The organism is Yoonia vestfoldensis DSM 16212, assembly GCF_000382265.1.
GTDB classification, from domain to species: domain Bacteria; phylum Pseudomonadota; class Alphaproteobacteria; order Rhodobacterales; family Rhodobacteraceae; genus Yoonia; species Yoonia vestfoldensis.
Genome location: NZ_KB907975.1, coordinates 45,582 through 58,336 on the forward strand (window position 1 = coordinate 45,582; position 12,755 = coordinate 58,336).

15 protein-coding genes are annotated in these 12,755 nt (G+C 62.9%); 5 read left to right on the top strand and 10 right to left on the bottom strand.

What is annotated here, in order from left to right:
- Positions 1-63 precede the first annotated feature (63 nt).
- From H147_RS0103505 to H147_RS0103520, 4 genes are read right to left on the bottom strand one after another with little or no spacing between them, the layout of a single operon-like run.
- Complete coding sequence (locus H147_RS0103505; RefSeq protein WP_019953958.1) at positions 64-681, bottom strand: ABC-type transport auxiliary lipoprotein family protein; 618 nt, start codon at positions 679-681, stop codon at positions 64-66.
- A gap of 4 nt (positions 682-685) precedes the next feature.
- Positions 686-2,380, bottom strand: coding sequence for an MlaD family protein (locus H147_RS0103510; protein WP_019953959.1), 1,695 nt, complete (start codon positions 2,378-2,380; stop codon positions 686-688).
- Positions 2,380-3,165, bottom strand: a complete 786-nt coding sequence (locus H147_RS0103515; RefSeq protein WP_019953960.1) for an ABC transporter ATP-binding protein — start codon at positions 3,163-3,165, stop codon at positions 2,380-2,382. Before H147_RS0103515 ends, H147_RS0103510 begins: the two co-directional genes overlap by 1 nt.
- Complete coding sequence (locus tag H147_RS0103520) at positions 3,165-4,307, bottom strand: ABC transporter permease (protein ID WP_019953961.1); 1,143 nt, start codon at positions 4,305-4,307, stop codon at positions 3,165-3,167. Before H147_RS0103520 ends, H147_RS0103515 begins: the two co-directional genes overlap by 1 nt.
- A 212-nt stretch (positions 4,308-4,519) precedes the next feature.
- Here H147_RS0103520 and H147_RS0103525 point away from each other — a divergent pair, with 212 nt between their 5' ends.
- Positions 4,520-5,371, top strand: coding sequence for a universal stress protein (locus H147_RS0103525; RefSeq protein ID WP_019953962.1), 852 nt, complete (start codon positions 4,520-4,522; stop codon positions 5,369-5,371).
- A gap of 10 nt (positions 5,372-5,381) precedes the next feature.
- Here H147_RS0103525 and H147_RS0103530 read toward each other — a convergent pair whose 3' ends face one another.
- Positions 5,382-5,699, bottom strand: a complete 318-nt coding sequence (locus H147_RS0103530; protein ID WP_019953963.1) for a phasin family protein — start codon at positions 5,697-5,699, stop codon at positions 5,382-5,384.
- A gap of 74 nt (positions 5,700-5,773) precedes the next feature.
- Complete coding sequence (locus tag H147_RS0103535; protein ID WP_169379850.1) at positions 5,774-6,208, bottom strand: endonuclease/exonuclease/phosphatase family protein; 435 nt, start codon at positions 6,206-6,208, stop codon at positions 5,774-5,776.
- A 45-nt stretch (positions 6,209-6,253) separates the two neighbouring features.
- Here H147_RS0103535 and H147_RS0103540 point away from each other — a divergent pair, with 45 nt between their 5' ends.
- From H147_RS0103540 to H147_RS0103550, 3 genes are read left to right on the top strand one after another with little or no spacing between them, the layout of a single operon-like run.
- On the top strand, positions 6,254-6,916 hold the full coding sequence (locus H147_RS0103540) for a DUF2238 domain-containing protein (RefSeq protein ID WP_019953965.1): 663 nt from the start codon (positions 6,254-6,256) through the stop codon (positions 6,914-6,916).
- A 9-nt stretch (positions 6,917-6,925) separates the two neighbouring features.
- Positions 6,926-8,431 carry a malonate--CoA ligase gene (locus H147_RS0103545; protein WP_019953966.1) on the top strand — a complete coding sequence of 502 codons (1,506 nt, stop codon included), beginning with the start codon at positions 6,926-6,928 and terminating at the stop codon, positions 8,429-8,431.
- A complete protein-coding gene (locus H147_RS0103550; protein WP_019953967.1) occupies positions 8,428-8,769 on the top strand; it encodes a hypothetical protein in 342 nt (113 codons plus the stop codon). The genes H147_RS0103545 and H147_RS0103550 overlap by 4 nt, the downstream gene beginning before the upstream one ends.
- A 4-nt stretch (positions 8,770-8,773) precedes the next feature.
- Here the strand turns inward: H147_RS0103550 and H147_RS0103555 are convergent, their stop codons facing one another.
- Genes H147_RS0103555 through H147_RS0103565 form a run of 3 tightly spaced genes read right to left on the bottom strand, consistent with a single transcriptional unit; the run spans position 8,774 to position 11,333 of the window.
- Entirely contained in the window at positions 8,774-9,535 is a 762-nt protein-coding gene (locus H147_RS0103555; protein WP_019953968.1) for an ABC transporter permease, read from the bottom strand.
- Positions 9,532-10,332 carry an ABC transporter ATP-binding protein gene (locus H147_RS0103560; RefSeq protein WP_019953969.1) on the bottom strand — a complete coding sequence of 267 codons (801 nt, stop codon included), beginning with the start codon at positions 10,330-10,332 and terminating at the stop codon, positions 9,532-9,534. Before H147_RS0103560 ends, H147_RS0103555 begins: the two co-directional genes overlap by 4 nt.
- Positions 10,329-11,333 (bottom strand): ABC transporter substrate-binding protein, encoded by a 1,005-nt coding sequence (locus H147_RS0103565; RefSeq protein WP_019953970.1) that lies wholly within the window; start codon positions 11,331-11,333, stop codon positions 10,329-10,331. Before H147_RS0103565 ends, H147_RS0103560 begins: the two co-directional genes overlap by 4 nt.
- Before the next feature lie 292 nt (positions 11,334-11,625).
- Here H147_RS0103565 and H147_RS0103570 point away from each other — a divergent pair, with 292 nt between their 5' ends.
- Positions 11,626-11,922, top strand: coding sequence for a hypothetical protein (locus H147_RS0103570; RefSeq protein WP_019953971.1), 297 nt, complete (start codon positions 11,626-11,628; stop codon positions 11,920-11,922).
- 39 nt (positions 11,923-11,961) lie between these two features.
- Here the strand turns inward: H147_RS0103570 and H147_RS0103575 are convergent, their stop codons facing one another.
- Complete coding sequence (locus H147_RS0103575; protein ID WP_019953972.1) at positions 11,962-12,705, bottom strand: L,D-transpeptidase; 744 nt, start codon at positions 12,703-12,705, stop codon at positions 11,962-11,964.
- Between the last annotated feature and the right edge of the window lie 50 nt (positions 12,706-12,755).

The window sequence follows — 12,755 nt, forward strand, 5'->3', positions numbered from 1 at the left end:
TACGAAATATAGCACCTGCCAAGCCGGTTTTCGGGGTTTTACAAAAATTTCACAAAACACTCGTCAGGCGCTGGCCAGCACCCAATCGGCGATCGCGGGCAGCAGGCTGTCCACCAGCGCCTGAAAGCCCGCGACGATGGCGGGGGGTCCGTCATTGGCGACCGGCACCGACTGGTTGAACCGGCGCGTGGCAAGCACACGCTGGTCGCGGTCGTTCAGCACGGTCAGCGTCATGTCGATGGCGGCGACGGGGATACCGTCCGCCCCGATGGTCACATCGAACGCATCCACACGCGTCAGAAGCGCGCTGTCGGGGACCGGCCCGCCTTCGGCGGGTCCGACATAGCCGATGCGCCCCGTGGCCGAGATGCCGCGCACCAGCAGCGATTGCACGACGCGGGGCAGTTCGGCCGTCCAGCGCCCGTCGGGCAGATAGGTGATCGCGGCGGCATTGGGCCGGACTAGAATCCGGTCCGTGCTGATCGCCGCCGTCGTATCAGGCAGGGCGACAAGCAACGTCCGCTGCGTCTGGCGCCCTGTTGTGCTGCCGCCTGGCGGTATCAGGTCGTAGGTGTCGAGCGGCGTTCCCGCGGAATTCAGGGCAGACACGGCGCTGCATCCGCTCAGGGCCGCGGCCCCGCCGAAAATGGCCAGTCTGCGTGTCAGTCGGGTTGGGGTCATGGTGTCACCTCCGGTATTCGGGAACGCGGTTGTCCAGAATGAACCCCGCAGGATCGTTTTCGATCCGCCGTGTCAGGCCGTTCAGCGTCGCGATCAGGCCACGCGCCTCGGTGGCAAGGCGGGTCAGTTCCGTCAGCCCACCCGTGGAAAAATCGCTGATCCCCGGTGCCGATTGCGCAACGGCATTCTGCACCTGCGCGGCCACCGCATCCGCCCGCGCGATCAGGGCGCGCAGGTCCGCTGTGATGGCGGGCACATCGGCGGACACATTCTCGACCGCGACACTGATCCGGTCGGCAGCGGTCCGCAGATCGGACAGGACAGGCCCAAGGTCGGTCTGCAACACGTCATTGGCCGTATCAAAGGTCGTCTGCGCCGACCCCAGCGCGCCGTCCACCACGACAAGCGTGGTATTCAGCGCGGCCAGCGAGGTCTGCGCCTGCGCGATCAGATCGGTGGCGGACGTGATCGCCGCCTGCGTATCATCGGCCAGCGGTGTCAGGCGGCTGGTAAAGCCCGTGACATCGGCGGACACATCCTCGACCGCGATGGAGGCCGTTTGCACCGCCGTGCGCACATCGGCCACAATCAGCGGCAGATCGGTGTTGACGACCGTCTCAATAGTCGCGACAGCGGCGCGCGCCTCGGCGATGAAGGCAGCACCGTCACCTTCGACCAGCACCTCAAGGCTTTCGGAAGCGGTGGTCACGGCATCAAAAGCGATATCCGCATCGGCCAGCGTCGTTTCCAGTTCAACCAGCCGCGCGTTCAGCAGATCGGCGGTGTCCCCGAAACCATCCAGCGTCCGGCCCGTCCGCGTCTGGAGATCCTGCACAGCGGCGTTCGTCCGCGCCACCGTGTCGGACACCTGCGCCAGAATCTCCGGGATCTGGTCGCGCAACAATTCTTCGGCCAGCGTGAACGTACCCTCGACCCGTTCCAGCGCGGGGCCGGTGGTGTTCAGGACGGCATCGGCGGACACAAACGCCTGCTGCACCGCGACCAGCGCACTGTCGGTGCTGCGCAGCGTCGTTTCGACCGCCTCGCCGATCGTGTCGAGCCTGTCAGTGAACAGCGTTATCTGCGATGTCGCATCCCTGACCGTGCCGCTGATCTCGGAGAAATCGCTCAGGGCCTGATCAAGCTGACCACTGGTGCGGGACAGGTTGCGCAGGATATCGGCGACAAGCGCCTGATTTTCCGACCCGGCGAACACCTGTGCCTGTTGCAGCAATTGCCGCGCCTCGGCCAAAAGGTCCGGCGCGTCCTCGACCAGCGCCTGCACGGTGGACCGGCGGGACGGGATGATCGGCAGCCCGTTGCTGAAATCCTCCAACGGTTCAGGCTGTGCGTCCGTCACGGCCAGCGAGATAAAAGCCACCCCCGTTACGCCCTGCGACTGCAATTGGGCGACCGTAGCCGTGCTGACAGGCGTGGCGGCGTCGATCTGGATCACGGTGAAGACCTTGGAAGGGTCTTCCTCATAGATCCGCAACCCGATGACGGACCCCACCGCGATCCCGTTGTATGTCACCGCCCCCGACGCATCGAGGCCGGACACATCGTCGAACAGGATTCCGTAAGTCGCATATTGCCGGTCAAGCTGCACAGAAGCGAGCCAGATGAAGAAACCCAGCGTGCCGAGGATGGCGGCAAGTGTGAAAGCCCCGATCAGGACGAAATTGGCACGCGTTTCCATCAGTCAGTCTCTTTCCGGTCTGCCACCGGGGTGGCGGCCCTTGCACGGGGCCCATGAAAATATTCATGCACCCAAGGGTGATCAAGGTCCATCATCTCTTGCATCGTCCCCACGGCCAGCACTTTCTTGTCGGCCAGAACAGCGATGCGGTCACAGATCGCGTGCAGGCTATCAAGATCATGCGTCACAAGGAACACCGTCAGGCCCAGCGATATCTGCAATTGCTTGATGAGTTTGTCGAACGCCGCCGCACCGATCGGGTCAAGCCCTGCCGTGGGTTCGTCCAGAAACACGATTTCGGGATCAAGGGCGATGGCGCGCGCGAACCCCGCGCGTTTGCGCATCCCCCCCGACAATTCCGACGGATAGTTTTCCAGCGCCCTGTCCGGCAACCCCACCATACGCACCTTGATCCCCGCCAGCAGCGCACGCAGGTCGTCGTCAAGGTCGAGCTGTTCGCGCATGGGCGCTTCGACGTTCTGGCGCACGGTCAGCGATGAAAACAGCGCGCCATCCTGAAACATCACGCCCCAGCGGCGGCGCAGGGCGCGGTAATGATCGGCGTCGGTGTCGCGCACGCTTTTTCCGAACACCTCGATCTGCCCTTCGGCGGGTTTCAACAGGCCGACGATGGACCGCAGCAGCACGGATTTTCCGGTGCCCGACCCGCCCACGACGCCGATGATCTCGCCGCGTTTGACGTCAAGGTCTAACCCGTCATGCACCACGGTCGTGCCGAAACGCGTCACCAGCCCCCGCACGCGGATGATGGGTTCGTCGGTCATCACACCCCCACAATCGCGAAAAAGATCGAAAACAGCGCATCGGCCACGATCACCATGAAGATCGCCATCACGACCGAGGCCGAGGTCAGCCGCCCAAGGCTTTCGGCGTCGCCGCCGACCTTCATGCCTTGGTAGCAGCCGATGATCCCGATGATCAGCGCAAAGAACGGCGCCTTGATCATGCCGACGTTGAAGTGCCACACATCCGTGTTGCTGACCAGCCGCGACTGGAACACCGCAGGGGACACGCCCAGTTCGATCCACGACATGATCGCGCCGCCGATCAGACCGGAGACATTCGCGATCAGCCCCAAGGCAGGCAGCATGAAAATCAGCGCAAGCACACGCGGCACGATCAGGATCGCGACAGGATCAAGCCCGAGTGTACGCATCGCGTCGATTTCCTCGCGCATTTTCATCGACCCGATGGCGGCGGTAAAGGCCGACCCCGACCGCCCCGCGACGATGATCGCGGTCAACAGGATGCCCAGTTCGCGCAGGATCGAAATGGCAATCAGATCGACGACGAACACCTCGGCCCCGAACTGGCGCAGCTGCGCCGACCCCTGAAAGGCCAGCACGACCCCGATCAGGAACGCCATCAGTGCGACGATGGGCACGGCCTGCACCCCGACTTCCTGACAATGATGCACGACCGATGTCAGCCGCAACTGGCGCGGGTGCCGGATCACGCGGCCCAGCGTCGCGATGACCTGTCCCAGAAACGACACCATTTCCAAGGCGTTGCTGCCTGCCAGCGCAACACGGCGGCCCAGCTTTTCAAGATGGTCGACCAGCCTTGCAGGCGGCGTTTCGCCCGCATCCTCGGGCGGCAGGTTGTCGCCTACGGCCGCGATCAGCTGGGTCTGCGCGTCACTGGCCCCCGTGATACCTGACGCCGCGCCCGCCGATGTGCGCTGCGCGAGATCGAGCAGAAACCATGCACCCGCTGTATCCATATGCGACAAGCCGGCGATGTCGATCACCTCTGCCTGCGTCGCCTGATCCCTTGCGGCATCCAGATCGAGTGTCTGGAACGCATCTATCGTCAGCCGCCCCTGCACGCACAGCCGCCCGCCGTCGCTGTCAAAGCGGACGGGGCCGGACGGGTCCGGCTGCGCCTTGGTCGTGGTGGCTGACATGTGTTCCTCGGTGCAGGTCGGGTTGGCGATGTGCTGGCAAGGCGACCTTCGGGTTGCGGAGCCGCCGTCGTCCACACGTCGCACAACGGGGGGACGCGGGCAAGCGCGGGCTGCGAAGGGGTTGATTTGCGTCAAGGCCGGCGCGGATCAGATATGCGATAAACACGCAATGCGCGACGATATCGCCGCGCGCAATACAAAGGATGTGACCCATGGACAGACTGACAGCCCTGATCGTCGTTGATGCCACCTGTGATGATGACAGGATCCGCCATTACATCAGCAGCGTGCCTGCGCGCGGTGTGCATCTGTCCATCCTTGTGGTTGGCACCGCGCCGTCCCTGCCGATGTGGGCCTACGGGTCGGCGCCTTATGGCCCGATCATCTTTCCCGAAAACTGGCACGAGGCCTATCAGGCCGGCGGCAAGGATGTCGCCGACCGCGCCGATGCAATCGAGAAATTGTTGCAGACAGCAGGCATCGCCGGTGACGTCACATCGGCCTATTGCGAGGCGCCAATGCTCAACGACCAGGTCGCTGCGCGGGCCGCGTTATGTGATTTCGTCCTGCTCGATCCGGCGGTGTCGGATGCAAGCCTGACGTTTCAGCAGGCGATTGAAGGCATACTCTTCAAGACCCCGGTTCCCGTCGCGCTAAACGCCGCCGGAATCGATGAACTTGTCCATGCCAAGCGCCCGATGCTGGCGTGGGACGGCAGCCTGCCCGCCCTGCGCGCGCTGCACCGTGCCCTGCCGATCCTGCGGCAGGCGGACCAGGTGACCATTCTGGTGGTGGACCCAAACCCCGACGGCCCCGAAGGCCAGAACCCAGGCAGCGATGTCGCCACGTGGCTGACGCGGCACGGCTGCACCGTCACCGTGCAGCAATCGCCCAGCGCTGGGCAGGATATCGGCACTTGCATCCTGTCGCGTGCCAGCGAAATCGGCGCGGACCTGATCGTGATGGGGGCCTATGTGCATTCGCGGGCGCGCCAGCGTATCCTTGGCGGCACCACGCAGATCATGGTCAACCAGAAAGATCACGCCGTCCTGCTTGCGCATTAGGCGCGACGCCTCAGCTTGACCGGCCGGATGCGATCCCGCCGGTCATCGCGATCAGCTTGCCGGTCTCGGCCTGATATTGATCGAACGCTTTCTGAAGGAATTCAGCCTGCTTATGCTGTGCCTCGGCCAGTGACCGACACCGCAGCAGGGCCTGCTGCAAGGCGATGTCCTGCCTGAACCGGTCAGCGACGAAGGACGCAAGTTCGCCGCCTACCTCGGTCATTGTGTCGATCCATGGGGCGTTCATCCATGACATGGCCGGATTTACGGCGGCCATCACGTCAAGAACGTCGGGGGCAAAGCTGTTTTTTTCGGTTTCTCGGGTCATCGCCTGGTCCTACTTGGCCATCGGGATGCGCAATGATGCCACAAACCCCGCACCAGTCCCTTGACCTGCGTCAATCAGGCCGCGCGGTCGATTACCACATCGCCCCAGATCGGCAGATGGTCCGAGGCCCGCAGGCTTTGCGGTGTCTGCACGACGCCGCCGTCTGTCAGCGCAATGTCACGGCTGAGCGCGATCCTGTCGACTGTGGCCATCGGCATCGCGGCATGGAACGACTTGCCCGGCGCGTGAACCGTAAAATCCGCGCGCAGGGGCTCCAGCCCGCACGCGGGCGACCATTCGTTGAAATCCCCCAATATCGCCGTAGGCCGTCTGTCACGCGCGACGGCAGCACGGATCGCGGCTTCTTTGGCAGCGACGACATCGGTATCGAGACGGGCCAGAATATCCACGATCCGGCCCGTATCATAGCGCCCGTCAACGCCCTTGGCCTTGCGGATATTGTAGGATGCAAGCCGCAGGTGCTGGGGGTTGTGAGGAACCTTGGCCATATCCATGATATAGTGACGCCGGACACGCAGAGAAGAGCGAGAGCGATGAACCAGATTTCCGAATACAACAACAACCGCCTGCGGTTGCTGGCACCGCTCTGGATCATGATGGTGCTTGCCTGTGTCTGGTCGGCCTGGGAAGGCTGGTGGCCGCTCGCCGCGATGTCAGCCCTGACATTGACCCTGTCCACAGCCCCCGTTCTGCTGGCGTCGCGCTACAACATCGCGCTGCCGCTGCCGTTTCTGGTCGCGACCGTCGCGTTCATCATTGCATCGCTGATCTTTGGCGAAGTGTTCGATATCTATTACCGGATCTGGTGGTGGGACATGGCGTTGCATGCGTCATCCGCCGTTGCGCTTGGGATGATCGGGTTTTTGTTCATCTACATGCTGTTCGATGGCGACAAATTCGCGGCCCCGCCAAGTGCGATCGCCTTTCTGTCCTTCACCTTCGCGCTGAGCATCGGCGTGATGTGGGAAATTTTCGAATTCGGAATGGATCGCGCGTTCGGCACCACCATGCAGAAAAGCGCCGATGACACGATGATCGACCTGATCATCGACTCGCTCGGGGCGGTGATCGGCGCACTGGCGGGCTATGCCTATCTCAGGGGGCGGTCTGCCGGATTGCTGGGACGGCTGATCCGTGATTTCATAACGCTCAACCGGCACCTTTACGCGAAAAGCCGGTCGCGCCGCGACAAATAGGACCTGCCCTTGGCCAACCTGCTTTACGATGCGCTGATCGCGCCCCATGCCACAAACACGGCCCCTTTCCTGATCGGCGACGACGGGCGCAGCCTGAATTATGCTGATTTCGTGCAGCGTGCCGCACGGATCGCCAATGTGCTGACAGCACAGGGCGTGCGCCCCGGTGACAGGGTCGTGGCACAGGTGCCCAAGGTCGCGGATGCGGTCGCGCTTTATGCAGGCGCGGTGCAGGCGGGAGCGGTCTATCTGCCGCTCAACACCGGCTATACGCAGGCGGAACTGGCCTATTTCATTGCCGATGCAGCGCCCAAGGTCGTGGTCTGCGACAGCAGGGACGCAGGGGCGCTGCGCCCGCTGTGCCCCGATGGTGCTGCGCTTTTGACGCTGGGCGCGGATGGTCGCGGCACCCTGTCCGCCGCTGCCGATGCCGCACCAGGCCACTTTACCACCGTGCCGCGCGGCCCGGATGATCTGGCAGGGTTGCTCTATACCTCAGGCACGACAGGCAGGTCCAAGGGCGCGATGATGACGCATCGCAATCTTTTGTCCAATGCGCAGGCGCTGACCGATCTCTGGCGGATCACGGCACAGGACCGGCTGATCCATGCGCTGCCGATCTTTCACACCCACGGGCTGTTCGTGGCGCTGAACACATCGCTGCTGGCGGGGGCGCAAGTGCGGTTAATGGCGGGTTTACAGCCTGACGCGGTGATCGCGGAACTGCCGCAAGCGACGCTGATGATGGGCGTGCCGACCTTCTACACCCGCCTGCTGGCCGATGCGCGCCTGACGGCGGCGCTGTGCAGCCAGATGCGGCTGTTCATCTCCGGCTCTGCGCCGCTGCTGGCGGAAACGCATGACGCTTTTGCGGCGCGCACGGGCCATAAGATCCTGGAACGCTACGGCATGACCGAAACCAATATGATCACCTCGAACCCCTATGACGGCGCGCGCGTCGCAGGCACCGTCGGCTTCGCCCTGCCCGGCACCGAGGTCGTCATCACCGACCCCGCGACAGGCGCACCCCTGCCCCAAGGCGAAGTCGGCATGATCGAGGTGCGCGGCCCCAATGTGTTTTCCGGCTATTGGAACATGCCCGACAAGACGCGCGAGGATTTGCGCGAGACGGGCTTTTTCATCACCGGCGATCTGGGTGTGGCTGATGGCGACGGACGCATCAGCATCGTGGGCCGCATGAAAGACCTGATTATCGCGGGCGGCTACAACATCTATCCCAAAGAGGTCGAGGACGCGATCAACGCCGTCGCGGGCGTGCTGGAAAGCGCGGTGTTCGGCGTGCCGGATGCGGACCTCGGCGAACAGGTGGTCGCGGCAGTGGTGCTGGAGGCGGGCATCGCGCTGGCGCCCGCGGATATCGCGGCACAGGTCGCAGCCACCCTCGCCCGCTTCAAGCAACCGCGCCGCTATGTGCTACTGGACGCCCTACCGCGCAACACGATGGGCAAGGTGCAAAAGAACGTGTTGCGGCGCGATCATGGGGGCCTGCGATGAACGACCGGCGCAAAATGGCACCCGGCGATTGGCTGAACGCGGCTGCGTTTCTGGCAATCGGGGTGTTTCTGGGTCTGGCTCTGGATATGCTCTTGACGCTGGACTGGGCCGCTTTCTGGCTAACCGCGATCAGCATGGCCATCCTGTTCTGGGGTCTGATCGCGGCATCATCGGTGATCGACAGTCTGTTTGAGCGGCTGTTCCCCAGCGGCGTAAAACCCGCCCGCAACGCCCCGGCCAAACAACGCGGGCCCCTTGCAGTCCTGGCAAGCCTGCCCGCCGGTATCCTGATCGGACTGACCGGCGCGCAGTTCGGGCTGGGCGGGTTGCTGCTTTGACAGGTTAAACGTTGCTGCGATCCGCCCAGCCCGCAAAGGTCTTTTCCAGCGCAACCACGATGTAATAAAGAAAGATGCCCAGCAGCGCCAAGACGATCAGCACGGCGAACATCAGGGGATAATCGGAATTCGTCTTGCCGCTGTCGAACAGCGCCCCAAGGCCGCGCCCGTGGGGGGAGACGATCTCCATCAGGTTGGTGCCGATAAAGGCCAGCGTGACCGACACCTTCAGTGCGCCGAAGAATTCGGGCAGGGTCTTGGGCAGCGCGATTTTCCAGAAGATCGTGGATTGCGAGGCACCCAGTGACCGCAGGATATCGCGGTATTCGGGTTCCAGCGTGGACAGGCCGATGGAGACGGACACGGCAATCGGGAAGAAACTGATCATGAAGGCGATCAGCACCGTGTTGAAATCGTGCCAACCCACGAACATCAGCGCCACGATGGGCACAACGGTCGCCTTGGGCACGGCGTTGAAGCCGACCAGAAGCGGGTAAAGCGCATCGCGCATGGTGCGTGAAAAGCCCATCACCATGCCCAGCGCCGTGCCGAACACGACGGCCAGCAACAGCCCCGCCACCGTCCGCCAGAGCGTCTGCCAGCCCATGACAAGGAACAATTCCCAGTATTTGGCATAGGCAGGGGGCAAATCGCTGGGCGCGGCCATCTTGAACGTGGGCCAGCCCATGACCCAGACCAGCGCCTCCCATGCGGCCAGAAAGATCAGCAATGCCGCGACCGGCACATAGACCTGCCGCGCGGTCATGCGGCGTCCCCGGCGGGCACGCGGCCTTGGGCGACCTCGATCTGGTGGCGCAGGATATTGAGCATGTTTGCCGCCTCGGGGGTGTAAAGATGGTCCAGCGTGCGCAGGCCGGTGCCGGGAATATCGAGTACATATTGCGTGCGTGCAGGCCGGCCCGACAGGACAACGACCTGATCGGCCAGAAAGATCGATTCGCGCAGATCATGGGTGATCAGCACGCCGGTAAAGGGTTCTTCGGCCTTCACGCGGTGCATGATCTGCCACAAATCCTCGCGGGTGAAGGCATCAAGCGCGCCGAAAGGTTCGTCAAGGATCAGGACCTCGGGCGCATGGATCAGCGCACGGCACAGCGACGCGCGCTGTTTCATGCCGCCGGACAGTTCCGAGGGGCGCTTGTTCTCGAACCCTTCCAGACCCACCAACGCCAGCAATTTGCGCGCGCGTTCTTCGCCTTGCGCCTTGCTGAGCTTCGTCGGCACGATTTCCAGCGGCAGCAGCACGTTTTGCAGGATCGTGCGCCATTCCAGCAGCACGGGGTTCTGGAATGCCATGCCCACATTCGACCGGGGTGCGGTGATGCGCGTGCCATGCACCCGCACCTCGCCTTCTTCGGGGATCAGCAGACCTGCGATCAGCCGCGTCAGCGTGGATTTCCCACAGCCTGACGGGCCGACGACCGCGACAAAGCCCCCTTCCGGCACCGACAGTTCCAGACCGTCCAGCACCGGCAGAGGGCCAGAGGCGGTGCGATACGCATGCCGCACCCCCTTGATGTCAATCAGCGTCTCCAAGGTCATTCAGCCAGACTGAACCCGCCTTCGGGCAGATAGGCGCTGGTGAAATACAAGGATGCATCGGGTTCGTTCACGAATTCATAGGTCGTGGCAATCTGTTCGATGGACGTCGCCATCCGTGCGTCGTCGATGATGCCGAACCCGTTGGCCATGACCCAATCGGTCGCGACATTGTCGTTGATGGACAATTGCAGACGGCGCAGTTCAAGATCCGCATCAGCGGCGGGGTTGCGTTCGATCAGCATCGGGATCACGGCCTCGGGGTCGGCCACTGCAATGGCCCAACCTTCGGCGACACCTTGCAGGAAGCTGCTGATCACTTCGGGGTTCGCGGCGGCATATTCGGTGTTGACGATGATGACGTTGCCATAAAGCTCGACGCCGTGATCGGCCATCAGCAGTGTGACCAGATCATCCTCTGGCACGCCCAGACGGGCGGTGTTCAGATAGGATGTGAACGAAAAGCCGGTGATCGCGGCGACATTGCCTTCGGCCAGCATCGGTTCGCGGGTCGGAAAGCCCACGGGTTCCACGGTGATCGCGCTGACATCAAGCCCGTTTTCGGCCGCGAAGATCGGGAATTGCGCCCATGCGCCATCAGGCGGCGGCGCGCCGAGGATCTTGCCCTCAAGGCTTTGGGGCGTGTCGTCGATGCCCAAAGACCGCCGTCCGATAACCGCAAAGGGCGGCTTGTCATAGATCATCATAGCGCCGATCACGGGCGCGCCGGGGTTCTGGTCCAAAAACTTGATCAGGCTGTTGATGTCGGCCATGCCCACAGGGAAAGCGCCCGTCGCGACCTTGGGGATCGCATCCAGTGACCCGTCACCGGCGGACACGGTCACGTTCAGGTCAAGGGCGGCAAAATTGCCGTTGTCGATGGCCGCGAAATAGGGCGCGGCGGGTCCTTCGAAGCGCCAGTCAAGCGTGAAGGGCAGATCGGTCTGCGCGTGAACTGCCGATGCACCCGTCAGCGCGACAGCCAGAATTGTACGATTGAACATTATTACATCCCCGTTGGTGGTTTGGTCTTGTCGGCTGTCAGGTTTCATCCGCACCGCAGCAAGACACCAGTCGCACCGCCTTGCATCAGCCCCGTCCGCGCCACATCGACCATCATTTGCCCGATTGTTGTGCAGTTTGCCACAAAAGCAAGCGAAATTTCTGTAGGCGGTCAGACCACGCCCCGACAGAAAAATCAGAGTTGATGCACGGTCCCTGTTGCGCATCCGCCAAGGTGCTGCCAATCACACAAGGGTCAAAGGGGCTTTGGCCAATCATAACTGGAGAATACAGATGAATATTCGGTCGAAACTGCTGCTGCTGGCAGGCGTCTCGCTGGCGGCCTGCACCGAAATGCCTGTGGCAGCCACCGCACCAAACGGGTCACCGTTCATCGCTGAACTGCCCGAAGGCGTGCGCGCGATCGCGGCACCCAATCAGAACCTCGACAGGGTTGTCTTTCTCGAAGAGGACAATTGTTACTGGTATGAGCACGCAGGTCCGGTCGAAACGACCCTGCTGCCACTGCGTACCGCGCGCGGCAACGCGATCTGTGCCGAAGCACCTGCCGCAACGCCGGCAACGACCTGAGTCGACGAAAAAAGGCTGCGCCGCGATGGGCGCAGCCGGTCAGCTTCGCGCGGTGACTGTGTTTTCGGTCGGATAAAGGATCGCGCTGACGCCGGTGTCGACCTCTTCATAGAGTCCGATGATATGGGCCATGACCATCCGCACACAGCCGGAACTTGCCCGTCCGCCGATAGACCTCGGGCTGGGCGTTCCGTGGATACGCAGATAGGTGTCGCGGTTCCCGTCGAAGAGATAAAAGGCCCGCGACCCCAAGGGGTTCGACGGTCCGCCGTCCATCCCGTCGGAATGTTGGGCATAGGTTTCCGGTTCCCGCGCGATCATCGCATCGGTCGGCCGCCATGTCGGCCATTTCGCCTTGCGGCGGATCGTATAGGTGCCGGGTTCATAGAGGTTGCCCCGCGCGATGGCCACGCCATAGCGCATCGCGGTGCCGTCGCCGCGCACGTGGTAGAGATACCGCGCCACCGCATCGACATGCACATCGCCAGCGCGCAAGCCATCGTTCGCCTCGACGAGCGACGGAAGGAACCGAGGGTGAAAACCCCAGGGGTTGGATGTCATCGGATCATAATTTGCGGGCGTGACGCGCCGATCCCAGACCGGCCACATCGATGGCGGTGACACAGGCACACGCGGGGGCACGACTTCGGCGACGTCCGGCAGATCGGTGGTGATCTCGCCTCCGGTCAGGGTGTCGGCAGGCGCATCCTCGACAGTTTGCGCCGCGATGGGCGTGGAAAACAGGGCTGCACCTGTCATGATAAAATGGCGGCGGTTCAACATGGGGTCACTTCCAACTCGGGCATCAACAGATTGCTTTTATCTCTAGGCAG

What these genes read in the sequence shown, in the direction of transcription:
- H147_RS0103565 (WP_019953970.1), bottom strand. Translation starts at nt 11,333, where the DNA reads ATGTTCAATCGTACAATTCTGGCTGTCGCGCTGACGGGTGCATCGGCA.
- H147_RS0103505 (WP_019953958.1), bottom strand. Translation starts at nt 681, where the DNA reads ATGACCCCAACCCGACTGACACGCAGACTGGCCATTTTCGGCGGGGCC.
- H147_RS0103515 (WP_019953960.1), bottom strand. Translation starts at nt 3,165, where the DNA reads ATGACCGACGAACCCATCATCCGCGTGCGGGGGCTGGTGACGCGTTTC.
- H147_RS0103540 (WP_019953965.1), top strand. Translation starts at nt 6,254, where the DNA reads ATGAACCAGATTTCCGAATACAACAACAACCGCCTGCGGTTGCTGGCA.
- H147_RS0103535 (WP_169379850.1), bottom strand. Translation starts at nt 6,208, where the DNA reads ATGGCCAAGGTTCCTCACAACCCCCAGCACCTGCGGCTTGCATCCTAC.
- H147_RS0103570 (WP_019953971.1), top strand. Translation starts at nt 11,626, where the DNA reads ATGAATATTCGGTCGAAACTGCTGCTGCTGGCAGGCGTCTCGCTGGCG.
- H147_RS0103520 (WP_019953961.1), bottom strand. Translation starts at nt 4,307, where the DNA reads ATGTCAGCCACCACGACCAAGGCGCAGCCGGACCCGTCCGGCCCCGTC.
- H147_RS0103525 (WP_019953962.1), top strand. Translation starts at nt 4,520, where the DNA reads ATGGACAGACTGACAGCCCTGATCGTCGTTGATGCCACCTGTGATGAT.
- H147_RS0103550 (WP_019953967.1), top strand. Translation starts at nt 8,428, where the DNA reads ATGAACGACCGGCGCAAAATGGCACCCGGCGATTGGCTGAACGCGGCT.
- H147_RS0103560 (WP_019953969.1), bottom strand. Translation starts at nt 10,332, where the DNA reads ATGACCTTGGAGACGCTGATTGACATCAAGGGGGTGCGGCATGCGTAT.
- H147_RS0103510 (WP_019953959.1), bottom strand. Translation starts at nt 2,380, where the DNA reads ATGGAAACGCGTGCCAATTTCGTCCTGATCGGGGCTTTCACACTTGCC.
- H147_RS0103575 (WP_019953972.1), bottom strand. Translation starts at nt 12,705, where the DNA reads ATGTTGAACCGCCGCCATTTTATCATGACAGGTGCAGCCCTGTTTTCC.
- H147_RS0103530 (WP_019953963.1), bottom strand. Translation starts at nt 5,699, where the DNA reads ATGACCCGAGAAACCGAAAAAAACAGCTTTGCCCCCGACGTTCTTGAC.
- H147_RS0103555 (WP_019953968.1), bottom strand. Translation starts at nt 9,535, where the DNA reads ATGACCGCGCGGCAGGTCTATGTGCCGGTCGCGGCATTGCTGATCTTT.